Annotated in this window: 19 protein-coding genes; 9 read left to right on the forward strand and 10 right to left on the reverse strand. The window is 69.4% G+C overall.

What is annotated here, in order from left to right:
* Window positions 1-249 precede the first annotated feature (249 nt).
* A complete protein-coding gene (locus tag NMI01S_RS23110; RefSeq protein ID WP_063000391.1) occupies window positions 250-732 on the forward strand; it encodes a PH domain-containing protein in 483 nt (160 codons plus the stop codon).
* 606 nt (window positions 733-1338) lie between these two features.
* Window positions 1339-3180, forward strand: a complete 1842-nt coding sequence (gene ilvD / locus NMI01S_RS23115) for a dihydroxy-acid dehydratase (RefSeq protein WP_063000393.1) — start codon at window positions 1339-1341, stop codon at window positions 3178-3180.
* 252 nt (window positions 3181-3432) lie between these two features.
* Here ilvD and NMI01S_RS23120 read toward each other — a convergent pair whose 3' ends face one another.
* Together NMI01S_RS23120 and NMI01S_RS36025 are read right to left on the reverse strand one after the other, a co-directional pair.
* A complete protein-coding gene (locus tag NMI01S_RS23120; RefSeq protein ID WP_084513188.1) occupies window positions 3433-3873 on the reverse strand; it encodes a nuclear transport factor 2 family protein in 441 nt (146 codons plus the stop codon).
* A 3-nt stretch (window positions 3874-3876) separates the two neighbouring features.
* Window positions 3877-4908, reverse strand: coding sequence for a DoxX family protein (locus NMI01S_RS36025; RefSeq protein ID WP_063000395.1), 1032 nt, complete (start codon window positions 4906-4908; stop codon window positions 3877-3879).
* A gap of 178 nt (window positions 4909-5086) precedes the next feature.
* Between NMI01S_RS36025 and NMI01S_RS23130 the strand changes: the two genes are divergently transcribed.
* A complete protein-coding gene (locus NMI01S_RS23130) occupies window positions 5087-6217 on the forward strand; it encodes a PQQ-dependent sugar dehydrogenase (protein ID WP_063000397.1) in 1131 nt (376 codons plus the stop codon).
* 108 nt (window positions 6218-6325) lie between these two features.
* Here the strand turns inward: NMI01S_RS23130 and gatB are convergent, their stop codons facing one another.
* From gatB to NMI01S_RS23150, 4 genes are all read right to left on the reverse strand, one after another.
* Complete coding sequence (gatB, locus tag NMI01S_RS23135) at window positions 6326-7837, reverse strand: Asp-tRNA(Asn)/Glu-tRNA(Gln) amidotransferase subunit GatB (protein WP_063000399.1); 1512 nt, start codon at window positions 7835-7837, stop codon at window positions 6326-6328.
* Window positions 7838-8049: 212 nt separating this feature from the next.
* Window positions 8050-10542 carry an ABC transporter permease gene (locus NMI01S_RS23140; RefSeq protein ID WP_063000400.1) on the reverse strand — a complete coding sequence of 831 codons (2493 nt, stop codon included), beginning with the start codon at window positions 10540-10542 and terminating at the stop codon, window positions 8050-8052.
* Complete coding sequence (locus NMI01S_RS23145) at window positions 10539-11261, reverse strand: ABC transporter ATP-binding protein (RefSeq protein WP_063000401.1); 723 nt, start codon at window positions 11259-11261, stop codon at window positions 10539-10541. The genes NMI01S_RS23140 and NMI01S_RS23145 overlap by 4 nt, the downstream gene beginning before the upstream one ends.
* Before the next feature lie 82 nt (window positions 11262-11343).
* Window positions 11344-11664, reverse strand: coding sequence for a hypothetical protein (locus tag NMI01S_RS23150; RefSeq protein ID WP_063000992.1), 321 nt, complete (start codon window positions 11662-11664; stop codon window positions 11344-11346).
* Window positions 11665-11848: 184 nt separating this feature from the next.
* Between NMI01S_RS23150 and NMI01S_RS23155 the strand changes: the two genes are divergently transcribed.
* The 6 genes from NMI01S_RS23155 (at window position 11849) to NMI01S_RS23180 (ending at window position 19714) form a co-directional block, all read left to right on the forward strand.
* Window positions 11849-13201, forward strand: coding sequence for a sensor histidine kinase (locus NMI01S_RS23155; RefSeq protein WP_063000402.1), 1353 nt, complete (start codon window positions 11849-11851; stop codon window positions 13199-13201).
* Window positions 13202-13304: 103 nt separating this feature from the next.
* Entirely contained in the window at window positions 13305-13958 is a 654-nt protein-coding gene (locus tag NMI01S_RS23160) for a response regulator (RefSeq protein ID WP_063000998.1), read from the forward strand.
* Between the two features lie 66 nt (window positions 13959-14024).
* Window positions 14025-16622, forward strand: a complete 2598-nt coding sequence (locus tag NMI01S_RS36565; protein WP_439956292.1) for a serine/threonine-protein kinase — start codon at window positions 14025-14027, stop codon at window positions 16620-16622.
* Window positions 16623-16662: 40 nt separating this feature from the next.
* On the forward strand, window positions 16663-17535 hold the full coding sequence (locus NMI01S_RS23170) for a serine hydrolase (RefSeq protein WP_157126318.1): 873 nt from the start codon (window positions 16663-16665) through the stop codon (window positions 17533-17535).
* A 163-nt stretch (window positions 17536-17698) separates the two neighbouring features.
* Complete coding sequence (locus NMI01S_RS23175) at window positions 17699-18574, forward strand: serine hydrolase (protein WP_063920826.1); 876 nt, start codon at window positions 17699-17701, stop codon at window positions 18572-18574.
* A gap of 108 nt (window positions 18575-18682) precedes the next feature.
* Window positions 18683-19714: an ATP-dependent 6-phosphofructokinase gene (locus NMI01S_RS23180; protein ID WP_063000408.1), complete on the forward strand. Its 1032-nt coding sequence runs from the start codon at window positions 18683-18685 to the stop codon at window positions 19712-19714.
* Between the two features lie 28 nt (window positions 19715-19742).
* Here NMI01S_RS23180 and NMI01S_RS34355 read toward each other — a convergent pair whose 3' ends face one another.
* From NMI01S_RS34355 to NMI01S_RS23200, 4 genes are read right to left on the reverse strand one after another with little or no spacing between them, the layout of a single operon-like run.
* Window positions 19743-21605 (reverse strand): serine/threonine protein kinase, encoded by a 1863-nt coding sequence (locus tag NMI01S_RS34355; RefSeq protein ID WP_084513189.1) that lies wholly within the window; start codon window positions 21603-21605, stop codon window positions 19743-19745.
* 51 nt (window positions 21606-21656) lie between these two features.
* Window positions 21657-22316: a response regulator gene (locus NMI01S_RS23190; protein ID WP_036503935.1), complete on the reverse strand. Its 660-nt coding sequence runs from the start codon at window positions 22314-22316 to the stop codon at window positions 21657-21659.
* A gap of 7 nt (window positions 22317-22323) precedes the next feature.
* Entirely contained in the window at window positions 22324-23274 is a 951-nt protein-coding gene (locus NMI01S_RS23195; protein WP_063000410.1) for an undecaprenyl-diphosphate phosphatase, read from the reverse strand.
* A gap of 28 nt (window positions 23275-23302) precedes the next feature.
* Window positions 23303-24550 carry a sensor histidine kinase gene (locus tag NMI01S_RS23200; protein WP_084513190.1) on the reverse strand — a complete coding sequence of 416 codons (1248 nt, stop codon included), beginning with the start codon at window positions 24548-24550 and terminating at the stop codon, window positions 23303-23305.
* Window positions 24551-24635: the final 85 nt, after the last annotated feature.

Consider the following 24635-nt stretch of genomic DNA (forward strand, 5'->3'; position numbering starts at 1 on the left):
AGTCGTCAGGCTCAGCGCTGGACGCGCCGGCCGATTACGAGAAGCTCGTTTCGATTCACGCGCTCGACGGTATGCGCGCGAGAGTCGATGAGTCAAATTACTTGACGTGCGGTGTCTCATTATGTGAGACGGGGCGGTTCGAGTGTCGCTTCACCATGATGCGAGGATGGAGGTGTGTCATCGCCGCAGCAGTCCGTGCCACCAGCTCAATCGTCCCACACCGCCGAGGGCGGAACCGATACGGGGCGTGTGATCCGTATCCCCCGGCTGGCGCATCTCGGGGTGTTCATCCTGCTGTTCTGCGCGGCGTTCCCGTTCTTCGGCTGGCCCGCGGTGCTGTGGATCCTGTTCCTCATTCCGATCGCGGCCGCGTGGTGGGTCGAACGCTCCCGCACCACGGTCTCGGCCGGCGGGCTCGATCTGCGGACGATCTTCGGTTCCCGGCACGTCGACTGGTCGCAGATTCAGGGGCTGCGGATCCCCAAGCGCGGCTGGGTGCGCGCGCATCTGAGCGACGACTCCGAGGTGGCCCTGCCGGCTGTGGGCTACGACCGGTTGAAGGATCTGGTCGCGGCCTCGGACGGGCGGATTCCGGATCCGTTCGCGCGACCGGAGAAGAGTGCGGCGAGCACGGAGGAGAAGAGCGAGCAGGACCCGGGCGCCGGCGCGGGCACCGCGGACAGCTCGTCGAGCGAAGCGGAAGACAAGCCGGAGGCCTCCCCGCAGGACTGAAGGGCTCGCTCCTGGGTTCAGCTCCCGCGCATCGGACAGGCTGCTCACCTCGCGCACGATGTCACGTCACGGCCGGACCTCGGAACCGATCGGGTGTGGGGCGCGTCCGAGCCACTCCCGCAGGTTGTTTCGGTCTGCCGGGCGACGATCGAGTGGGATGTTTCACACTCTCGCGCCGACCCCGAACGGCGGGAACAAATCCGCGCTTTCGCGGCGCTGCCCTGAGGACGTCCCCACTCGGGGCGCAGTCGCCGCGATCATCGCGTCGCGGTGCGGGTCCGTGGTCGAGACCCCATCCGGTGACGGCCGCTCGGACCGGCTCGACGTGCGTCGTGCTGCCGCGCCACCCCGCGGCCGCACGACCACCCGCCTCCGGTGAGCACGCTCCGGTGGCGGGAGTAACGTTGAAGCGCCGAACAGACACTCTGCTCTTGCGAACAGACACCTCTGCCGACGACACCACTCGCCGAAGAGACGCTCCGCACGGCGGCCGAACAGCCCTCGGGCCCGGCCCCGGCGACCCACCGGACGATGAGCACCGACGAGCAGAGCCCTGCCCGAGTAGAGCCGCTCCGGCCACCGCGCCGACCACCGAGGACCGAATTCATGCCACCGCTTCGCTCACGCACCACCACCGCCGGACGCAATGCCGCAGGCGCCCGCGCACTCTGGCGGGCCACCGGCCTGACCGACTCCGATTTCGGTAAGCCGATCGTCGCGATCGCGAACTCCTACACCCAATTCGTGCCCGGCCACGTGCATCTCAAGGACGTCGGCGAGATCGTCGCCGACGCGGTGCGCGCCGCCGGTGGTGTGCCGCGCGAATTCCACACCATCGCCGTCGACGACGGTATCGCGATGGGTCACGGCGGCATGCTCTACTCGCTGCCCAGCCGCGAAATCATCGCGGACTCGGTCGAATACATGGTCAACGCGCACACCGCCGACGCGCTGGTGTGTATCTCCAACTGCGACAAGATCACTCCCGGCATGCTCAACGCGGCCATGCGGCTCAACATCCCGACCGTGTTCGTCTCCGGCGGTCCGATGGAGGCCGGTAAGGCCGTGGTCGTCGGCGGTGTGGCCCAGGCGCCCACCGATCTGATCACCGCCATCGCCGCCAGCGCCTCCACCGAGGTCAGCGACGAGGGCCTCGGCGAGGTCGAGCGCAGCGCCTGCCCGACCTGCGGTTCCTGTTCCGGTATGTTCACCGCGAACTCCATGAACTGCCTCACCGAGGCGCTGGGGCTGGCGCTGCCCGGCAACGGCTCCACCCTCGCCACTCACGCGGCGCGGCGGGCCCTGTTCGAGCGCGCCGGCAGCACCGTCGTCGACATCGCCAACCGCTGGTACCGCGAGGACGACGAATCCGTCCTGCCGCGAAACGTCGCCAACGCCAAGGCCTTCCGCAACGCGATGGCTCTCGACGTCGCGATGGGCGGTTCCACCAACACGGTGCTGCACACCCTGGCCGCCGCGCAGGAAGGCGAGATCGATTTCGACCTCGCCACCATCGACGAGATCTCGCGCCGGGTGCCCTGCCTGTCGAAGGTCTCCCCCAATTCCGACTACCACATGGAGGATGTGCACCGGGCCGGTGGCATCCCCGCCATCCTGGGCGAACTGCGCCGCGGCGGACTGTTGGACACCGATGTGACCACCGTGCACACCGCCTCCTTCGACGAGTGGCTCGACACCTGGGACATCCGCTCCGGCAAGGCGTCCGACGAAGCGATCGAACTGTTCCACGCCGCGCCCGGCGGCGTGCGGACCACCGTGCCGTTCTCCACCGAGAACCGCTGGTCCTCGCTCGACACCGATGCCGAGGGCGGCTGCATCCGCGATATCGCGCACGCCTACACCGTCGAGGGCGGGCTGTGCGTGCTGCGGGGCAATATCGCCCTCGACGGTGCCATCCTGAAAACCGCCGGTATCGACGAGGATCTGTTCACCTTCGAAGGACCGGCCGTGGTGCTGGAATCGCAGGAAGACGCGGTCTCGGCGATCCTCGGCAAGAAGATCACCCCCGGCGACGTCGTCGTGATCCGGTACGAAGGCCCCGCCGGCGGGCCCGGTATGCAGGAGATGCTGCACCCCACCTCGTTCCTCAAGGGCCTCGGCTTGGGCAAGGTGTGCGCGCTGATCACCGACGGCCGCTTCTCCGGCGGCACCTCCGGCCTGTCCATCGGGCACATCTCCCCCGAGGCGGCCAGCGGCGGCGCCATCGGCCTGATCGAGAACGGCGACCGCATCCGCATCGACGTGCATACCCGCGCACTCGAACTGCTGGTCGACGACGAGGTGCTCGCCGAGCGCCGCGCCAAGATGGAAGCGCGGGAGCGGCCGTGGCAGCCGGTTCAGCGCGACCGGCCGATCACCACCGCGCTGCGGGCGTACGCCGCACTGGCGACCTCCGCCGACAAGGGCGCAGTCCGCCGCGTGCCGTGACCGCCTCTCCGGGCCTCTGTGTGTCGTTGGGCGCGGGGAGGATTGGGCGTCGGTCTTGCGTCAGGTGATGGGCTGAGTTCCGGCCGTGCCCGGTGAGTTACCCAAGTTCATCCGAAATCAGTTGTCGCTTCGGGTAAACGAGCAGGGCGCGTAGGTGATGGATGGGTCCGGCACACGAGAACGGCCGCTCCGATCGGAGCGGCCGTTTCCGTTCGAGGGCCGATGGGGCGCGGAGTCAGATGGGGCGCGGAGTTATCTGCGTAGGTGATGGCTCACGTCGCCGATGAGGTCCATGGTGACCGCGCGTTCGGCGAATGCCCACTGTCCGCCGGCGCGGTGGAAGCGGTCGTCGTAGCGGCCGCTCACGATGGGTTGCAGTGGCAGGTCGGGGGTGGCCTGCAGGACTGTGAAGTACGACCTGCCGGTCGCGGCGCCCTCGTCCTCGTCGACCTCGATCACCAGGTTGGTGACCAGGTGTTTCGTGCGGGGAGTGCCGTCGTCGTAGCGGATCACGGTGGCGGACAGCATCTTCTCCACGGCGGCACTGCCCTCGATCATTCCGGCGCTGCCGCCGAAGGAGCCGGTGGCGAACAGGGCGCCGACGCGTGCGAAATCGCCCTGGTCGACCAGGAGGGCGTAGTCGGCGATCAGGCGTTCGATCGCGCGGTAACTCGGTAGTGCGGAATCAGGCACGGTTCAGAAGATTCCCACGAACGGGTTGCCGCCGTGCAGGAAAATCCACCCGGCGGCCGCTGCACCGAATGCCAGGACCAGGCAGACGAACGAACCCCAGGACGGGCGGACGGCCCAGCCGCGGTTGCGGTCGAACGACAGGCGGCCGGGGCCGGTGAGGATCAACGAAGCCGCCGCGCCGGCGAGGATCGACTCCAATTCGACCGGGCGGTACTGGAAGTCGGGAGCCATGCCCTGCTTCCACAGCCACGCGGTCGAGATCGAGGCCAGGACCGCGCCGGCCGCCAGCGGGGTGGCCAGGCCGAGGATGATCAGCGCGCCGCCACCGACCTCGGAAACGGTGAGCATCGCGGTGGACAGTTCGATGTGTTTCCAGCCGCCCTGCTCGAGCATGTGCCGGGTGCCGTCCAGACCGGGGCCGTGGAACCAGCCCGCCAGCTTCTGCAGGCCGTGGTACAGGAAGGTGAGTCCGACGGTCAGGCGCAGCCCCAGCAGACCCAGATCCAGTGTGCCGCGGCGATATTCGCGCGGGCGACGGAGACGTTCGGTCTCGCCGTTGGCCCGAGCGGGCGGGATCGTGGCGAAAGCGTAGGTGGGCGCTTCCGCATCGGCCGGCGCGGCGCCGGCCGGCACAGTGCCGGGATGCTCGGCGCCGGAGTGCTCGGGGGCGATGTGCTCGGAACCAGGGTGCTCGGTGCCGGAGTGTTCGGCGCCGGTGGGCTCGGCGCCGAGGTGTTCGGTGCCCCGGGCAGCACCGGGATGCGCAGCGGCAGCGCCGGCGGTGCCGGCGGCAGCGGTGCCGGTGGGTCCCTTCGCCGCCTTCGTGGCTCCGGTGTGCTCGGCACCCGCGGCCGGTACGTCCGGGGCCAGGCCCAAATCGTCCTCGGTCCGCGGAACATCCTTGCCCACCGCGGGTTTCACCGAGGGAAATTCGCCGGTCGGATTGTCGTAGGGGCTGCCCGCCGTCGGTCCGGAGCCCGACGGCCGCCCCGACGGCTGATTCGATTCCGGTGTTTGATTCGGCTTGTCCGTCACGGGCACAGAGTATGACGTCGAACGAGCGGGCGCGTGGTCTGTTCCCGGCGTGTCAGCCGCACCCGGCAGGTCCTGCGGCGCGCCCCGCCAGCGCGAACCGCGCGTGCCGGGACGGCTCGCGCGATGCGGCCCGGACCCCTGCGAGCGCGCGCGGCGGTATTTCCGTAACGTTTGGGCAATGAGTGTGGTTGTCGTCGGCCGTGTCGCGTCGATCCTCGCCGTCACCGCCGGCCTGGTGGTCGGCTGTGCCCGCTTCGACGATTCCGCGTCCAAACCGTTCACTCCCGCGCCGACCATCGAACCCGAGGGGCAGGGCCCCACCAGCGAACCGAAAACGCCGCCGCCGACCGGGCAGCGCCCCACGGGGCCGTGTATCGATCCCGATCCGGCGGTCGTGGTGTCGTGCCTGGACACCACCGGCGGGCTGACGGTGCTGCCGGACGGGCAGCAGGCATTGGTCACCGAGCGCACCACCGGGCGCGTCCTGAAGGTCACCGCCGTCGATCCGAGCCAGGCGCCGCCGCAGCCGCTCGAGGTCACCCGGGTCGATGTCGACGCGGCCGGCGACGGCGGGCTCAGCGATGTCGCGCTCTCACCGAGTTACGGCGAGGACGGGCTGGTCTACGCCTACATCACCACCGCCTCGGACAATCGCGTCGTACGCATCGGCGCGGGCGGCGATCCGAAACCGATCCTCACCGGAATTCCCAAGGGCGCCAACGGAAATCACGGTTCACTCGCGTTCGTCTCACCGACCAAACTGGCGGTGCTGACCGGTGATGCCGGTAATCCGGGCGCGGCCAACGATCCCGGATCGCTGGCGGGCAAGCTGCTCGAGATCGATGATCCGGCGCCGGGCAACGCCAATCCGAAGGTGGTGGCGTCGGGCATCGGCACCGCGGGCGGGGTGTGCCCCGACCACAAGGACACCATCTGGTTCACCGACCGCACCGCCACCGAGGACCGGCTGCAGCGCCTGGGACCCGACGGCGCCGTCGCCACCGCGTGGACGTGGCCGGACAAGCCGGGTGCGGGTGGCTGCGCGGCCGCGGTCGACGGCGTCGCGGTCTCGATGTCGGGCGCCAAGGCGCTGGCCTTCGCCGACGCCGACCCGACCACCCACGCGGTGACCACCGCCCCGACGATGGTGGCGCAGGACAAGTACGGCTCCCTCGGCGGCGCCGCGCTGGGCGCCGACGGCAACGTCTGGGTGGGGACGGTCAACAAGCCCGCCGCTGCGGGCCCGCTGGACGACCGCATCGTGCGCATTCCGCCGCCGAAGGGCGGCGCGGGCGGCGGACCGGACTGATCAGCGGGGCCTTCCCGGCCCGGCCGTGCACATCCGGCCGAGTGCGTGTTGCGGCTGCGCGAACCCCGAGGCCCGGCCGCAGTGGACCGGGCCTCGGGGTTCGCGAACTCAGGCGGCGCCGCAGGCGGCGAGGACCAGTTCGCGGACGCGGGCAGCGTCGGCCTGGCCTCGGGTGGCCTTCATGACGTCGCCGACGATCTTGCCGGCGGCCTGGACCTTGCCGGAGCGGATCTTGTCGGCGATGTCCGGGTTGGCGGCCAGGGCCTTGTCGACCTCGGACTGCAGGGCGGAGTCGTCGGACACCATGCCCAGCCCCTTGGCCTCCACGATCTGCCCCGGATCGCCCTCACCGGCCAGCACGAAATCGACGACCTGGCGCGCCACCTTGGAGTTGACGGTCTTGGCGTCGACCAGCGCGACCACCTCGGCGACCTGCTTCGGTGTGATCGGCAGGTCCTCGAGTGCGACCTCACGCTCCTTGGCCTGCTCGGTGAGGTAGTTGACCCACCACGCGCGGGCGGCGTCGACCGTGGTGCCGGCGTCGACGGTGGCGATGATCAGGTCCAGCGCGCCGGCGTTGATCAGATCGCGGAACACCTCGTCGGACAGACCCCATTCGGCCTGGATGCGGGCGCGGCGCAGCCACGGGTATTCGGGGATGGTGCCGCGCAACTTCTCGACCCAGTCGGCGTCGGGCGCGATCGGCTCGAGGTCGGGCTCCGGGAAGTAGCGGTAGTCCTCGGCGGTTTCCTTGACCCGGCCCGGGGAGGTGGAACCGTCGCCCTCGTGGAAGTGCCGGGTCTCCTGGATCACGGTGCCCCCGGAGCTGAGCACCGCGCCCTGGCGGCGCATCTCGTAGCGCACCGCGACCTCGACGCTGCGCAGCGAGTTCACGTTCTTGGTCTCGGTGCGGGTGCCGAATTGCTTGGCGCCCTTGGCCATCAACGACACGTTGGCGTCGCAGCGCAGCGAACCCTGCTCCATCTTCACGTCGGAGACGTCGAGCGCCTTCAGCAGATCGCGCAGTGCGGTCACGTAGGCGCGGGCCACCTCGGGGGCGCGTTCCCCGGCGCCGGTGATCGGCTTGGTGACGATCTCGATCAGCGGCACGCCGGCCCGGTTGTAGTCCAGCAGCGAATGGCTCGCGCCGTGGATGCGGCCGGTGGCGCCGCCCACGTGCAGGGACTTACCGGTGTCCTCCTCCATGTGGGCACGTTCGATGTCGACCCGGAAGACGGAGCCGTCGTCGAGCACCACATCGAGGTAGCCGTCGGTGGCGATCGGCTCGTCGTACTGGCTGATCTGGTAGTTCTTCGGCTGATCCGGGTAGAAGTAGTTCTTGCGCGCGAACCGGCCCCACGGGGTGATCGAGCAGTTCAGCGCGAGACCGATGCGGATCGCCGACTCCACGGCCTGCTGATTGACCACCGGCAGTGAACCCGGCAGGCCCAGACATACCGGGCAGACCTGCGTGTTCGGCTCGGCACCGAAGGCCGTCGGGCACCCGCAGAACATCTTGGTTTCGGTGCCCAGTTCGACGTGCACCTCCATGCCCAGCACCGGCTCGTACCGGTCGATGACGTCGGCATAGTCCATCAAGTCCACCGTGGGTGCAGTCATGGCCACCAGTTTATGTAAGGGCACCGACGACGCTGCGCCGACCCGAGTCACGTCCGCCAGACCACGGTGAACTCATACCACGGTCCGCCCAGGTGCGTCGCCGAGAAATCGTCGAAGCCCAACGTTCACCGGCCGCCGCGCCGACCGACTTTCGGCCCGAAAGCGAGTAGTCCCACGCGCCCGGCCGCGTGGGACTTCCCCTCCTGATTCGATCAATCGACGGCGATGGCCTCGACGATCGGCATGCGGGCCGCGCGCAGCGACGGCGGAATCGAGCCGAGCAGCGCCAGCACCAGCGCGGCGACGGCGTAGACCAGCAACATGGGGCTCGGGCGGTACACCACGTCGATGGTCATCGCGTGACCCATCGCCATGGTGGCCAGGTATTGCACCGCCGCCCCGGTCACCAGCCCCAGTGCGGCACCGGCCAATCCGATGCCCGCCGCCTCTGTGAGCACCGTGCGCAACAGGAATCGGCGGCTGGTGCCCATGGCGCGCAGCACGCCGAGTTCGCGGCGGCGTTCCAGGACCGACAGCATCAGCGTGTTCAGCAGCGCGGCGGTGGAGACCAGCACCACGATCCACAGGATCGAACCGGACAGCGACGTACCCTGCTGCACCCCTTGCGATACCGCCGCGAGCGCCTGCGCCCCGGTGTCCACGTGCAGACCGGACGGAACCACCGCGCGGATCGCGTCGATCACCTGGGCTTTGTCGGCATCGGGTGCGCAGTTGACGCCGAGGATCGTCTCTCCCGGGCGGTCGTACCACTGCCGCAGGACATCCAGATCCATCAGCACGATTCCCGACAGCGCCGAGAAGTACGGGATCACCCGCAGGACCCGCACCGAATGGATGCCCGTCGGTGTGGGCAGTTCGAGCCGCGCGCCCGCGCCGACGTCCAGTGAGCGTGCCACATCCCGCGAGAGCACCACGCCCTCGCCGGTCGACATCTGCTGCAACACATCGGGTCCCAGATCCGCGAGGATCGACGACCGGATATTGGACTGATAGGCCTGCAACATCACCCGATCGCTGCCCACGGTGGCGAAGGCCATCTGCGCCGATCCCACATCCGCGACCCCGGGAATCCTCCGCACGGCCTCCTTCAGATCGGCCGGAAGTAATGGCCCCGTGGGGAATTCGGCCAGTGAGGTGGGGCTGATGTAGGCGTCGCGGCGGCCGAGATCGGAGAACGAGTCCGTCGCCGAATCGACCAGATTGCTCGACGCGCCGCCCATCGCGACGGTCGCGGTGACGCCGATCATCACCGTCATCGCTGTCGCCCAGACGCGACGCGGAGCCCGCTCGATGGTGGTGGCCCCCAGCGCGCCGGGCGCTCCGAAGATCCGGGCGACCGCCGCCGCCAGGCGCACGATCGGGCCCATGGCGGCGAAACACAGCCCGACCGCGCCCGCGATGGACAGCGAGATCGCGGCGAGCGAGGCCCGCCCCAGATCGGCGCGGGCGATGAAGATCGCCCCACCGACCATGGCCAGGCCGCCCGCCAGCGCACCCCAGCGCAGCCACGGCCCGACCGCGTCGGCCTTCGACACTCCGACCGGCGCGAGAGCTTCGATGGGTTGCACCTTGTAGACCTGGCGAGCCGCGATCGCCGCGGCGGCGACGCTGGCGAGCACGCAGGCCGCGATCGCGAACGGAATCGCGTATCCGGGCACCATGTATTCGGTGCGGGTGTCCACCGCCGCCACCATGGCCGAGGGAATCGTGTCGATCGACATGCGGCCGGCGAAGATTCCGACCACCGAACCGATCGCGCCGCCGATCAGCCCGATGACGGCCGCCTCCACGATGAGATCACGCACCATCGGGCGCCGCCGCCCGCCGATGGCGCGCAGCAGCGACAGTGTCGGGCGGCGTTGTGCCACTGCCATACTCATCGCGTTGTAGATCAGGAAGCCCGAAACGATCAGCGCCGCAGCCGAAGCCATCGTCGTGGAGAAGCGGACGAGCTGGATCGCGCCGCTCGCCTGGGCGGTGCGCAGACTCGGGTCGGCCACGACGGCACGGCCGTTCACCAGTGTGGTCAGCGCCGAACGCAGCTGTCCGACATCGGTTCCCGGCTTCGGCACGATCTGGATGGAGTCGAGCATGCCCGCCCGGCCGGCGAGTTGCTGGGCGACGGGCAGAGTGGCGATGACGATGTGCCCGCTGTTGAGTTTGTGCGAGGTGGCGTCGTCGAGCACCCCGGCCACGGTCACCTGCCGGTTGCCCAGCGTGAAGGTGTCGCCCTCGTGCCGGCCCAGCCCCGCGCCGACGAGAACTCCGCCGGGGACCGACAGCAGTTTCGCCGCCTGCGCGCTCATCGCCCCGTTGAGATCGCTGCCGAGTGCGGAAACCGATGCGTCGGCGCCGATGAGCAGCGTGCGGTCGGCCGGATTGCCGACCCCGGTGCGGATCATCGGCACCGCGGCCTCGACGCCGGGCACCGCCCGCACCTGCGGTACCAGGTCCTGTCCGAATCCGCTCTCGGTGACGCCGGAGATCTCGAGTTGCGCCTTGCCGCCCAGCGCCGAGGTCAGCCGGTCCACCGAACCGGTCACCGAGCCGGAAATGCTGAGCACCGCCACCAGCAGTCCCGCCGAAACCCCCATGACCGCCATCGACATGGCGGTGCGGCCCTTGTGGGTGAACAGCTCTCCGATATTGAACAGCCGCAACCGATCCCAGCCGGCTGTGATCACGCGCGCACCACCTCGTCACCGTCGTGCACCTCGCGGCCGCGTGCGGAAACCAGTTCGTCGGAGCCGATGCGCCCGTCCCGCAGGGTGATCACGCGATCGCAGTATTCGACGGCCCCCATGTCGTGGGTCACCATCACCACCGAATTGCCCGCGCCGGAGATGTCGCCGAGCAGCTCCAGAATCGAGGCGCCGGTCTTGGAATCCAGATTGCCGGTGGGTTCGTCGGCCAGGATCAGCGGCGGGTCCATGATCAGCGCGCGAGCGACGGCCACCCGCTGCATCTGGCCGCCGGACAGTTCGGCGGGGCGATGGTCGGCGCGATCGGCCAGGCCGACCCGGTCGAGCAGTTCCAGCGCCCGCGGCTTGGCCTTGCGTAATCCGGTGCCGTCCAGCAGTTTCGGGACCGCGACGTTCTCCCACGCCGAGAGAGTGGGCAGCAGGTTGAAGAACTGGAAGACGAAACCCACACGGTGGCGGCGGAATTCGGATTGCCGGTTGTCGTCGAGGGAGCCGATCTCCTCACCCCGGAAGGTGATGGAGCCCGAATCCGGTGAATCCAGCGCGCCGAGCAGATGCAGCAACGTGCTCTTGCCGGAGCCCGACGGGCCGATGATGGAGGTGAATTCACCCGCCTCGATGCGCAGGCTGATGGCATCGAGGGCGCGAACCCGCTGTTCACCCACCCGGTATTCCTTGACTACGTCGGTCAATTCCAACATGGCGGTCGCCCCACCCTCTTTCTGCTGTCGGTCGCGGTGACGGCGCGGGTCCGACTGCGCCGCAACCGGGTCGGATCGTCGCTCAGCGTGCCAGGGCCGGCTCGCGATGCCAATGCCGGACTTCGTGTGCGTCGAGCACGGCGCGCAGTACCGGTTGCTCGGCGGCCAATTCCAGGTAGGCCTCGCTCGGGGACTGTCCCTGCAGCTGGGCCTGGTCGAGTTTGGCGTGCAGGTGGTTGTCCCACCGATACCGCAGGGCGGCAAGCACTCCGGCGGGCCCGCCGAAGAGCCGATCGCACTCGGGCAGGTCGTAGAACAGGCCCGGAGTGGCCGGATCGACGGCCGCGCGGGCGAGCACCTCGTGCAGGATTTCGGTACGAGCGTGCTGGTCTTGCCAAGTCATCGCACCCATCTCCTCGGGCCGGGTGTCCGAACCTCTCCGCCGGACACTGTGCGACTCACGCTACGGAGGCGCCGCCGCGGATACGTCGTGCCGCAGACGAGACTTCGCGTCCTACCACGGTAGGAGCGTCGGCCCGTTCCGGGAACGATGCAGCGACCACCCGCCGGCGACTAGCCTGACTGTTATGGACCTGACCAGCGCCGACGACCGTGCGGAGGTATCGCCGCACGTACCGCGGCGCCCGGGGCGGGCACGCCTTGCGCTGGGACGGGTCGCCCGGCGACTCTTGGACCTCGCGCACGATCCGGCCGGCACGCTGCGGCAGCGGGTCGAGGAGATGTCCTACGGCTATCCCGTCTCGGTGGTCGTCACCGCGGATGTCGCCGTCGTGGTCTCGGCGGTCGCGGCCGCGTCGCTGCGCAGCCAGTACTTCTCGACGGGGGTGCCCTTCCTCGCGGTGGCGCTGCTGTTCGCCTGCTATCCGCTGCTGTTCTTCTTCGATCTGCCCCCGAAGCCGGCGGTGTTCGGCCTGTCCGCGCTCACCGCCCAGGCGCTGTTCCTGCTGCAGCCGGTCTCGCCCGACTGTTCACCCCTGGTGTTGACCGTGATGGTCGGCATGATCGGGGCGATCGCGCCGAAACGGGTCAGCCTGTTCTGGATGATCGCCGCGGTCGCGGAGATGCTGATCTTCTACGCCCTGGGCTACGGCGAACTGGTGCAGGTGTACGTCGTCGCGATCGTGCTGGGCTGGATGGTCGGTCTGATGCTGCAGTTCCAGCGGCAATCGCTGGATCAGGAACGCGAGAATCAGGCCATCCGCTCCGCGCAGGCGGCCGACGACGAACGCCGCCGGATCGCCCGCGAGGTCCACGACGTGATCGCCCATTCCCTCAGCGTCACCCTGCTGCACCTGACCGCGGCCCGGCACGCGCTCGAGACCGATCGCGATGTCGACGAGGCCATCGACGCACTCGGCGATGCCGAACGCCTCGGCCGCCAGGCGATGGCCGATATCCGGCACACCGTCGGCCTGCTCGATCAGCGCCCCTCCGCGCTGACGCCCGAACCGGGGCTCGAGGACATCGCCGATCTGGTCTCCGATTTCGTCGGCGCCGGGCTGCCGGTGACCTACCACCTCACCGGCGACACCACGGCGGTGTCCGCGTCGACGGGTCTGGCGCTGTATCGGATCAGCCAGGAATCGCTGTCGAATATCGCCAAACATGCTCCCGGCGCGCAAGCGTCCCTCGATATCGCCGTGACTCCGGGCGAAGTGACCGTGCGCGTGCGCAATACGCTGCCGCAGGGCCCGGCCCCGCGCACCGGCCGCGGGATGGGGATCAACGGCATGCGCCAGCGCACGGCCACCCTGAACGGCAATCTCTCGGCCGGCCGATCGGGCGAGTACTGGCAGGTGCGCGCTCGCATCCCGCTCGCTCCCGACGAGGTGTGCCCGGTGAGCGGACTCGACGATCCTTTGGCGATGGTGCGCGATGCGATCACCTCGCTCACCCGCAAACGCCAGGAGGACCGGTGAGAGATGCCCGCGCCGGCCGGGTGCGGACGTCCCGCAGAACACAGGAGGGCTTGTGAACCCGGGTCAGACCCCGCTCACCGAGACCGATACCGCCACCACCACTGTGCTCGTCGTCGACGACCAGGAACTCGTGCGGGGCGGACTGCGCAGGATCCTGCGCCGCCGCGACGGCTTCGTGGTCGCCGAATGCGGCGACGGCGACGAGGTGCCGGCCGCCTTGACCGAACACCGTCCGGACGTGGTGCTGATGGATCTGCGGATGAAGCGGGTCGGCGGCATCGATGCGACGCGACGGCTGCGGTCCCGTCCGGACGCGCCGCCGGTGCTGGTGCTCACCACCTTCGACGACGACCATCTGCTCTCGGGTGCGCTGCGGGCCGGTGCGGCGGGATTCATCCTCAAGGACTCCCCCGCCGAGGATCTGATCCGCGCGGTGCGCACCGTGGCCGAGGGCGGCTCCTGGCTCGATCCGTCCGTCACCGGCCGGGTGCTCTCGGCCTATCGGACGGCGCGGCCGGTCCCCGCGGACACTCGCTCGCGCATGGCGGAGCTGACCGCCCGCGAACTCGAGGTGCTGAAACTGATCGGCCGCGGGCGGGTCAACTCCGAGATCGCCGGCGAACTCGGCATCTCCGAAGTAACGGTAAAGAGCCACGTCGGACACATTTTCGGCAAGCTCGGGTTACGGGACAGGGCCGCCGCGATCGTGTTCGCGTTTGACCACGGCGTGGTCGCACCCGGAGAATCGGCGTTCTGAGGGGCAGGCAACCCGGTGCGGCGCCGGGCAGGTTGGCCACCTTGCCCAGGAGTTGGAGGTTCACCGGTGGATGTGCCGAGGTCACGGGTCGGCACCAGATTCGGCCCGTACGAGGTGCGCTCGCTGCTCGGTCGCGGTGGTATGGGCGAGGTGTACGAGGCGTTCGATACCGGTAGGGATCGCGTCGTCGCGCTCAAGATCCTGCCCGAACAGCTCGCACAGGACGCGACATATCAGGAACGCTTCCGCCGCGAATCGCAGGCGGCGGCGCGGCTGGCCGAACCGCACATCATCCCGATCCACGACTGGGGTGAGACCGGCGGGTCCCTCTTCCTGGATATGCGGCTGGTGCGCGGTGAGAACCTGCGCACCCTGCTGCGCCGGCAGGGCAAGCTCGATACCGACCGCGCGGTGGGAATCGTCGAGCAGCTGGCCGCCGCGCTGGATGCGGCCCATGCCGCCGGGCTGGTCCATCGGGATGTGAAACCGGGCAATATTCTCGTCACCCCGGCCGACTTCGCGTATCTCACCGACTTCGGCATCGCCCGCGACGAGGGTGACAACCCGCACACCACGGGCAGCCACGCCGCCGGTTCCTACACCTACATGGCGCCGGAGCGATTCGACTCCGGGCCCGTGACCGCCCGCGCCGACATCTATTCGCTGGCCTGTGTCCTGTACGAATGCCTGACCGGTGCGACGCCGTTCCCCGCCGAGAGCGTCAGCGTGCTGATCCGGTCGCATCTGTCGGAACCACCGCCGCGGGCCAGCGCCGCACGCGCCGGCGTGCCCGAGGCGATCGACGACGTGATCGCGCGCGCGATGGCGAAGGCGCCTGCCGACCGGTACCAGACCGCCGGACAGTTCGCGGCCGCCGCCCGCGCGGCGCTGGGACTGGGCGGCCGTATGCCCGCCGAGCCGAGTACCGCGGGGACACCGTTCGATTCCGGGACACCGAAGGTGTTCGGCGCGGAACTGCTCGCGAACAGTCCGCGCGGCGGGAACCCGTCCGACGGTCCCGACCCGGTGTCCGTGGCGGCGGCGCGGGACAACGACTACCGCCGCACGCCGGAACCGACGACGTTCCAGCCGTTCGGACCGGACGGCCCGACGATCGCCGCAAACTTCCAGCCACGCAGCTCCGCCGCCGCGGCCGGGGCCGCCGCGGCCACCGACACCGCGAATGCCGGTGCGGCACAACATGATTCGTCCGCATCGGGAGCTGGCCCGGTCCAGGGCTCGGCCGATGCGGACCGGCCTACCGAGTCGAACCGCCCGGCCGGCACCGACGCCCCCGCGGCCACGTCTCGCGCGTACGAGACCACGGGCACGCTGCGCATTATTCCGCCGCCGAGCAAGGATGAGCGCGACACGTCCGGCGATCTGCCGATCATCCGGCCCGCCGACCCGACGCTGGTCGAACCGGGCGAATTCCACTTCACGCTGCCCGCCGAATCCGCTGCGACCCAGCCGAAACCGGCGACGCTGCCGAGCCTGCCGATGCGCAAACCGCCCGCGGCCGGGGCGGCCCGATCGACACGGCAGGCATCGGAACCGGTCGTGCCCCGCGCGGCCGAACCGGCCCGCCGACCCGCGGTCGAACCGACCCGCGCGTACGGCGTGATCGGGAGCGAGGAGACTCGCGACCGCACCGAACGGCCTGTGGCCGAGCAGGATGCGACACCGGGTTCCGACTACCGCACCCAGCTGCTCGACCCGGCGCAGTTCAGCAACGATCCCGAGGTGACGGCGCGTTCCGGTGCCGACACCGCCCTCGGATCGGACGCGGATCTGCAGCCCGGTGAGAAGACCGAACTGATCGACGTCTCCCAGTTCCGCAACGGCGGCACCGATCGCACTCCCGGCGCCGAGGACAACACCCGTTTCCTCGACGTCTCGCAGTTCGGCACCGCCGCGCAGGCGGCGGGCGATACCCGGTTCCTCGACGTCGCCCAGCCGGGCGACGAGGACTACGGCGACGACACCCGCTACCACGACGATCTGCGCTTCCGCGACGACGCTCGCTACGACGAGGACGACCGGTACGACGACGAATACTCCGACGACGACCGCTACGCCGACGACGACTACTCCGATGACGAATACGCCTTCGCGGCAACGGGTTCGGAAGAGGCGCGCCCCGCGAAGCGTTCGCGATCGGTCGCGGTTCCGGTCGTGCTCGGCGTCCTGAGCGCGGCGGTCCTGGCCGGCCTCGGCGTCGTCGGCTGGCAGGTCTTCGGCTCGTCGGGCGGCAACGATCACCCGGCCACGGCGGCGGGCCCGGCGGCCCCGGCGGTGACCGCCCAGCAACCGGCGACCAGTTCCGCGCCGAGGACGACCGCGGCGCCGACCACGACCGGCACGTCGGCCAACCTTCCGGTGGGCGCGACCCCGTGCTCGCAGACATCCACGTCGCAGGACTCGTTCGCCAAGACCGCAACCGGATCCGCGGTGACCTCCTGCGGTTTCGCGGAAGCGGTGCGCAAGGCGTACGCGCAGGCGGCCGAATCACACGGCGCGACCAGCGCGGCCACCGCCGAGGCCAGCACCTCGATCATCGCGGTGAGTCCGGTGACGGGCCGGTCCTATCCGATGACCTGCACCAGCTCGGGCAAGGTCGTCACCTGTACGGGCGGTGACAACGCGGTGGTCTATGTCTACTGACCCGACGCCCACCGGGCGCCAGGGTCGGCGGCGGTTGTTCTTGGCAGTTGTCACACTTCTCGTTTCGGCGTGCGCGGCACACGGTGCCGCGGTCAGCACCGACCCGGGCCTGGCCCGGCCGGCGGCCACCGAAATGGTGCATCCGGCGCCCGTTCCCCGCTCGACGCTCACCCTGCCCAGCGGTCTGGTGGCAGGCTTCGCCAACCTGCGCGCGCAGCTACCGGGCCGCATGGGACTGGCGGTGATGGCCGTGGGCGGTGACCACGTGATCACCCTCGGCGACTGGACCACGGGGGTCGCCTGGTCGACGATCAAGGTGCCCCTCGCCCTCGCGGCGCTGCGGCGGGACCCGGTCGGGCTGGCCGATGTCGCCCAGGCCGCCATCACCGCCTCGGACAACGATGCGGCGCAAGCACTCTGGATCGCGCTGGGTGGCGGTGAACCCGCGGCCGAAGCGGTCGAGGCGGTGCTGCGCGAGGCCGGCGACACCACCACCGATGTCGCCGACCGGCACAATCCGGATGCGCGCCAATCCATCGACGACCCGATGGTTTTCGGCGCCACCCCATGGAGTCTGGTCGATCAGCTGCGCTTCGCCGCCCGGCTGCCGTGCCTGCACAACGCCTCGCGGGTGGTCGATCTGATGCAGCAGATCACCGACAGCCAGAGCTGGGGCCTGGGTTCGTTCGTCGGCGCCGAGTACAAGGGTGGCTGGGGACCCGACGACGACACCGGAGCCTATCTGGTCCGCCAGTTCGGCCTGGTGCCCACCTGGTCCGGGCAGCTCGCGGTAGCCCTTGCGGCACAACCGGATTCGGGATCCTATGATGACGCGGTCGAGATGATGGACCGGATGTCGGCGCTGCTGTCCGAACACGTGCACGAACTGCGCGGCGGAGAATGCGAGCGGTGAGTGCGCAGTCGTCTCATATGCGCCGCCGACGGTCCGCGCATTTGACCCGCGGGCCGCGACCGCACACAATTCCTCGTCTGACGGATGGTGCCGTGCGGGGCCGTCCGCACGATGTGGAGGTGAACGGGTGCACGCACCACTCCGGCCGAGCACGAAGCGGGCCATGGCTTTTCGAGTGTGCCGCGGCGCGGCAGCGCTGCTCGGAGCGAGCCTGTTACTGAGCCCGGCGGCCTGCTCGAACGCCACCGACACCCCCGCAGCGATCACGACGACCCGGGTGAGCACCTCGTCCGCTCCTGTCACGATGTTCGCGCTGCCGGGTTCGCTGGCAGCCGATTTCACCGCGCTACGACCGAGTCTGGACGGACGCGCCGGCCTGGCGATCATGCCGGTCGGCGGCCAGCGCACCGCGCAGATGGGCGATTGGACCACCGGGCCGTCCTGGTCGACGATGAAAGTCCCACTGACCCTTGCCGTTCTGCGCACCAACGGCAACACCAGTACGTATCAGATGTCGGCGGCCATCACCGAATCCGACAACTCCGCAGCCGATGGGCTGTGGCAGGCGCTGGGCGCTCCCGACGCCGCGGCCAAGGCAGTGCAGTCGGTGCTGCGCGAAGGCGGCGACACCACCACGACCGTCCCCGCGACCCGCTCCCGTGCCGAGTACTCCGCGTTCGGGCAGGCCGACTGGTCGCTGGCCGACCAGGTGCGCTGGGCGTCGCGGCTGCCCTGCCTGCCCGACGCCGACACTGTGACCACGCTGATGGGCAAGGTGGTCTGGGGCCAGCAGTGGGGCCTCGGACATCTGGACAACACCCGTTTCAAAGGTGGGTGGGGGCCGGATCCGAGCGGCAACTACCTCGTCCGCCAATTCGGCCTGCTGACCACACCCAACGGCGACGTCGCCATTTCCCTTGCCGCCCAGGCGACCTCGGGCACCTTCGACGACGGCACCCAGATTCTCAACAAGATGGCGGGGCTGATCACCAAACATCTCGACGACCTTCCGGCCGGTCACTGCGCGCCCGCGCAATAGCCTCACCACGCGACCGAAACGACCACTGTCCGTGGTAGCCGGTTGCTGTAACCGCCGGTTAACGGGGGCGGGGCTGCGCCGCGCGGCCGGGCGCGGCAAGATAGCGGCATGCGCATCGGAGTCTTGACCGGAGGCGGGGACTGCCCAGGCTTGAACGCGGTCATCCGAGCTGTCGTTCGCACTGCGAACGGCCGCTACGGTGACGCGATCGTCGGCTTCCAGGACGGTTGGCGCGGGTTACTGGAGGATCGCAAGATCCACATCCACAACGACGACCGCACCGACCGGCTGCTCACCAAGGGCGGCACCATACTCGGCACCGCCCGCACCAATCCCGACGTGCTGCTCGAGGGTTTGGGCCGCATCAAACGCACTCTCGACGACAACGGCATCGACGCCCTCATCCCGATCGGCGGGGAGGGCACCCTCACCGCCGCGCACTGGCTCTCCGACGAAGGTGTGCCGGTGGTCGGCGTGCCGAAGACCATCGACAACGACATCGACTGCACCGACACCACTTTCGGCCACGACACCGCCGTGACCATCGCCACCGACGCCATCGACCGGCTGCACACCACCGCGGAATCGCATCAGCGCGTCATGCTGGTGGAGGTGATGGGCCGCCACGCCGGCTGGATCGCGATGAATTGCGGCATCGCCTCCGGCGCCCACCTCACCCTCGTTCCCGAAGTGCCGTTCGACGTCGACGAGGTCTGCACCATGATCAAACGCCGCTTCCAGCGCGGTGATTCGCATTTCATCTGCGTGGTCGCCGAGGGCGCCAAACCCGCCGAGGGGTCGTTCCACCTGCGCGAGGGCGGGGTCGACGAATACGGCCACGAACGGTTCACCGGTGTGGCCCACCAACTGGGCGTGGAGATCGAACGCCGCATCGGCAAGGAGGTCCGTACCACGGTGCTGGGCCACGTCCAGCGCGGCGGCACGCCCACCGCCTACGACCGGGTGCTCGCGACCCGCTTCGGCCTGCACGCCGCCGAAGCGGTCCACGACGGCCAGTTCGGCCAGATGGTGGCGTTACACGGCACCGAGATCTCCCTCGTGTCGCTGGCGGAGGCCACCAAACAGCTCAAGCTGGTGCCGACCGACCGGCACGGGGAGGCCGCCGCGTTCTTCGGATGAGTGAGGCCGGCGTGGCGGTGACCCGGCTCTATGCCATGGGCATCTCGTTGCACCAGGTGTCGAACTCCTGGTACGTCTTGCCCTCCTGCAAGCTGGGCCAGTACTGGTTGTGGGCGACGATCAGATACCGCGACCGCGTCGAATCCCGGAAGGCGATGACCTTCCAGAATTCGTTCGGGATCGCGGAGTCGGCCGTCTTCCACATGTAGCTGTCGTATTCGACGTCGCTACCCGTGACGCCCGCTCCCTTCCGGTTGGCGGGCAACCCCGCGATCACACGCTGCGCATCCGAGGACGAGTCGTAGGACAGGACGGCGTATTCGGGCTTGTCCACCGCTCCCCAGCAGTCCCACGCCGCTGTCCACATCCCCAGACGGAGATCGGCGGTGTCGCCCGGCGTGCGCAGAGTCTTGCCGTCGGTCTCACGGAAACAGGACTGGCCGTCGTATCCGTCGCCGCTGCTTCCCGTCCCCGAGGGCTTCACCAACTGCGGAAAGGTCGACTTCATGGCGGCGAAATCATCGCCCTTCGAGTTCTTCTGCAGCACCACCACGACAACCGCGACGACGACGGCCACCACCAGCAGCGCGGCGACGATGATCGCGGCCACCATCGCTCCCGAGCGCTTCGGCGGCTGCGGCCGATATCCCTGGGCGGGTGGGTAGCCCGGCGGTGCGGAATAGCCTGCGGGAGAAGGGCTCGCGGGCGAGGCCATCCCAGGAGGGGGTACTGCGGGAGAGGGTGTCGCGGCCGGCATCGGCACCCGGGCGGACGCGGCATTCACGGGGCCGACGGCGTTCGCGGCCGACGAATAACGCTGTCCCCCAACGGGAACCACAGTGGGCACGCGAGCACCGTTCGCCGGCGGGTACCCCTGCGTAGGGGTGCCGGGTCGCGGTCCGGCGGGCGCGCTAGCACCGTTCGCGGGCGGGTATCCCGCCGTGTGGGTACCGGGATACCCTCCGCCGGGCACTCGCGCCGAGTTCGGCTGCGCGGGCGACGGCCCTCCCGGCCGGATGAGCGTCGGAGCCGCACCACTCGCCGTCGGCATCCCCGCGGGCGCGTTCAAGGCCGCCCGCGCCGCGGCCGCGAATTCCATACAGCTGCCGAATCTTTCGGATGCCCGCTTCGCCATCGCGCGAGCGATCACCCCATCCATCGCCGGGGACAGCCCGGCGCGCCGCGCACTGGCGGGCGGAACCGGCAGCTGCAGGTGACCGCGGATCACCTCGGTGGGATGTTCGGAGTCGAACGGCCCGGTTCCGGTGAGCAGCCAGTACAGGGCGCACGCCAGCGAGTACTGATCGGAGCGGTGATCGAGTTCGACACCGGTCATCTGTTCCGGTGAGGCGTAGGCGAGGGTGGCGGTGAACATGCCGGCCTGGGTCAGGTGCGTGGAATCCTCACGCAGCCGGGCGATTCCGAAATCGGTGAGAAAGACCCGCTCGCCCTTGCCACTCACCGCCCGGGCCAGCAGGATGTTGGCGGGCTTCACATCTCGGTGCAGCACCCCGTTGCCGTGCGCGTAATCCAGTGCGTCGGCGACACCTTCGACGATCTGCACCGCCCGCTCCGGCGGCAGCGTCAGCGGATTCACCGTCGCGGCGTCGACACCGTCCACGTATTGCATGCAGATCCACAGCTGATCGTCCTCGACGCCGCGGTCGTAGACGGCGACGATGCCGGGATGGTCGAGTTGTGCGCACAGGTCGGCCTCGCGTTCGAAGCGGGCGCGGATCTCGGCATCGGTGTACAGCTCGCGATTCAGCAGTTTCAGCGCGGTCAACCGGGGCAGACGCGGATGCCGCGCCAGATAGACCGATCCCATCCCTCCCTGACCGAGCAGTCGCTCCACGGTGAAGCCGGCGAACACGTCACCGTTGTTCAACACCTACGTTCCCCCTTCCGGCGACGTACCAGGTGGCGATCCTACCCGGATCGCTCAACCCGGCGTGACCAGGCCGGATTCGTAGGCGATCACCACCGCTTGCGCGCGGTCACGCAGATCGAGTTTGGAAAACACCTTGGACACATGGGTTTTCACGGTCTGCTCGGCGACGAACAGCGCCTCGGCGATCTCGGTGTTGGACATGCCCTTGGCGATCAGCTCGAGCACTTCGCGTTCGCGCGGGGTCAGCGCGTTCAGGGCGGGGGCGGGTTTGGGGCGGGCGCGACGGCGAGTGACATCGGCGATCAACCGGCGGGTGACCGTCGGCGCCAGCAGCGCCTGCCCCTCGGCCACGACGCGCACCGCGCGCACCAGTTCGTCCGCGGGTGCGTCCTTGAGCAGGAATCCGCTGGCGCCCAGGCCCAATGCCTCGTACACGTAGTCGTCGATATCGAAGGTGGTCAGCATCAGCACCCGCACCGGCGGATCGAATCCGGCGGCCAGGATGGCGCGCGCCGCCTCGAGCCCGTTCATCTCCGGCATGCGCACATCCATCAGCACCACATCGGGTCGCAGCCGTTTGGCCTCGGCCACCGCGATCGCGCCGTTGGCCGCGTCGCCGATGACGCTGATATCGGGCTGGGCGGCCAGCAGCGCGCCGAACCCCTGCCGGACCATCGCCTGATCGTCGGCGATCAATACGGTGATGGGCATACCCGCCTCAGAGGAATCTGATGATCGACAGCAGCCCCGCCACCAAGCAGTAGACCGCGAACGGCAGCAGCGTGCGGGACTTGAAGAACCGCTCCAGGAATCGCACCGCGAGCCACGCCGCGCCGCCGGCGACGATCGCGCCGACCAGCGCCTGTCCGTGGATTCCGGCGGCCTCCGGACCGGCCAGTTCCGGCAGTTTCAGCACACCCGCGGCAAGGATCACCGGCGTGGCGAGCAGGAAGGCGAATTTCGCGGTGTCCTCGTGGTCGAGTCCGCGCAGCAGACCGCCGACCATCGTCAGGCCGGAGCGGCTGAATCCGGCCAGCAGCGCACCGGATTGGGCCAGGCCGATGCCGAGGGCATCCTTGACCGACAGTGCCGCCAGCCGCTCGTCGGAGGGGACCTCGAGATCCTCCTGGAGCGCCACGCCCCGTGCCTGCGCGTCGGCGCGGGCCTCGTCCGCGGCGAAGCGGCGACCGTAATCGGCCAGCGACGGTGCGTTGCGCCGCCGCAGGCCCTCGCCGACGATCAGCACCACGCCGTTGAGGGTGAGGAAGATGCTCGCGTAGATCGGCGTCGCGAACATCGTGCGCAGCGGATGTTCCAGCAGCAGGCCGAGCACACCGACGGGAATGGTCGCCAGCACGATCAGCCAGGCCAGCCGCTGCGACGAGGTCTCGATGCGCCGGGTGCGCAGCGTGGTCACGAAGCCGACGATGATGTCGCGCCAATCCCGCCAGTAATAGCCCAGCAGCGCGATCGCGGTCGCCACGTGCAGGGCGACCACGAAGGCCAGGTACGGGGTGCCGTTGTCGGAGTCGCCCTCGGTGACCAGTTTCTCCCAGCTGCCGCCCAGCCAGGCCGGCACCAGCACGGAATGGCCCAGGCTGGAGATGGGAAACAATTCGGTGACGCCCTGTAGCGCGCCGATCACGATGGCTTGGAAATAGGTGAGCATCGCCGCTAAGTCTTACACGACGGCCGGCTCAGTTCCGCGCGCCCGGCAGGGCGGTCGCGGCGGGTGCCTCGACGGTTCCTTCCGTGATATGGATCGGTAACCGCGCATACACCTGGAAGCCACCTTCGGAGCGCGGTCCGGCGGCCAGCGAGCCGCCGATGGATTCCGCCCGGGCCCGCATACCGGAGATGCCGCTGCCGTCCGAACTGCCCACCGGCGCCCCGCCCGTCCCGGCGTCGTTGGCCACCAGCACCTCCACTGCCTGCCCGGTCACCGTCAAGGTCGCGGTGACCGCCGCACCCGGCGCGTGCCGAGAGACGTTCGACAGCGACTCCTGCACGATCCGGTACAGCGCGAGCCCGACGGTATCGGGGACCGCGGCGAGTGGACCGTCGATGGTCCAATCGATGTGCACACCCGCGCGCCGCACGCCGTCCAACATCGCGACCACGTCCGCCGCGACCGGCTGCGGGGCGTGTTCGGGCAGCTGACCGTCGCTGCGCAGCACGCCCAGCATGCTGCGGATCTCGTTGAGCGCCTCCCGGGCGGACGCGCCGATGGAGTCGAATTCCGCGCGGGCGGCCTCGGACACGTCCGGCACCCGGTAGGGCGCGGTCTGTGCCTGCACCACGACCATCGACATGTGGTGAGCGACCACATCGTGCAGATCGCGCGCGATGCGGGCCTTCTCCTCGAGGATCGCGCGGCGGGCCCGTTCCAGTTCGTTCTGCTCCTCCTGCCGCACCAGCGCCTGCCGCGACAGCACCAACCAGCGCACCAGCAGGCCGAATCCGACCAGCCCGGTCATCGCCAGCGGCCAGCCGAACCCCGCCTCCGCGAACGAACCGGCTCCCGCCATGGTGGTCGCGAACAGCAGTGACGACGCGATCCACGCGATCAGCACGATCTGCATCGGCGCCCGCACCGCCACCGCGAACAGCAACGCGAACAACACCAGGATGTGGACGACCTGGAACGGCAGATCGTTGCCCGGCTGATGTGGGATGGCCAGTGCGATCAGCAAGGCCGCGCCGGCGGAGATGGCCCAGCCCAGAGCCGGATTGACGCGGATCAGTGCCAGCGGGAATACGGCCAGCGCGGCGATGAACGGCTGCGCGGCGGCGGGCACCTGGTGGGTGAGGTGCAGGGTGGGCCAGCCGACCGCGAACAGCGTTCCGACGACCACCACCGTCGCCATGTCGAACCACAGCCGCGTCCGGCCCGGAGTTCGCGCCGCCGCCCGCGCCTGCCGCGCCACTCGTATCGCCCGTGTCATGGTGACGAGCCTAGGAAGTCGCCGCCGATCCGTCCTCACCCCCGGGATCGACATCCCACCCCCTACCCGGGTATGAGACCGCTGG

This window comes from Nocardia mikamii NBRC 108933 (assembly GCF_001613505.1).
GTDB lineage: Bacteria > Actinomycetota > Actinomycetes > Mycobacteriales > Mycobacteriaceae > Nocardia > Nocardia mikamii.

Excerpts from the sequence above, each read along its gene's own strand:
- ilvD (WP_063000393.1), top strand. The coding sequence starts at position 1,339 with ATGCCACCGCTTCGCTCACGCACCACCACCGCCGGACGCAATGCCGCA.
- NMI01S_RS23130 (WP_063000397.1), top strand. The coding sequence starts at position 5,087 with ATGAGTGTGGTTGTCGTCGGCCGTGTCGCGTCGATCCTCGCCGTCACC.
- gatB (WP_063000399.1), bottom strand. The coding sequence starts at position 7,837 with ATGACTGCACCCACGGTGGACTTGATGGACTATGCCGACGTCATCGAC.
- NMI01S_RS23145 (WP_063000401.1), bottom strand. The coding sequence starts at position 11,261 with ATGTTGGAATTGACCGACGTAGTCAAGGAATACCGGGTGGGTGAACAG.
- NMI01S_RS23150 (WP_063000992.1), bottom strand. The coding sequence starts at position 11,664 with ATGACTTGGCAAGACCAGCACGCTCGTACCGAAATCCTGCACGAGGTG.
- NMI01S_RS23155 (WP_063000402.1), top strand. The coding sequence starts at position 11,849 with ATGGACCTGACCAGCGCCGACGACCGTGCGGAGGTATCGCCGCACGTA.
- NMI01S_RS23175 (WP_063920826.1), top strand. The coding sequence starts at position 17,699 with ATGGCTTTTCGAGTGTGCCGCGGCGCGGCAGCGCTGCTCGGAGCGAGC.
- NMI01S_RS23180 (WP_063000408.1), top strand. The coding sequence starts at position 18,683 with ATGCGCATCGGAGTCTTGACCGGAGGCGGGGACTGCCCAGGCTTGAAC.
- NMI01S_RS23190 (WP_036503935.1), bottom strand. The coding sequence starts at position 22,316 with ATGCCCATCACCGTATTGATCGCCGACGATCAGGCGATGGTCCGGCAG.
- NMI01S_RS23195 (WP_063000410.1), bottom strand. The coding sequence starts at position 23,274 with ATGCTCACCTATTTCCAAGCCATCGTGATCGGCGCGCTACAGGGCGTC.
- NMI01S_RS23200 (WP_084513190.1), bottom strand. The coding sequence starts at position 24,550 with ATGACACGGGCGATACGAGTGGCGCGGCAGGCGCGGGCGGCGGCGCGA.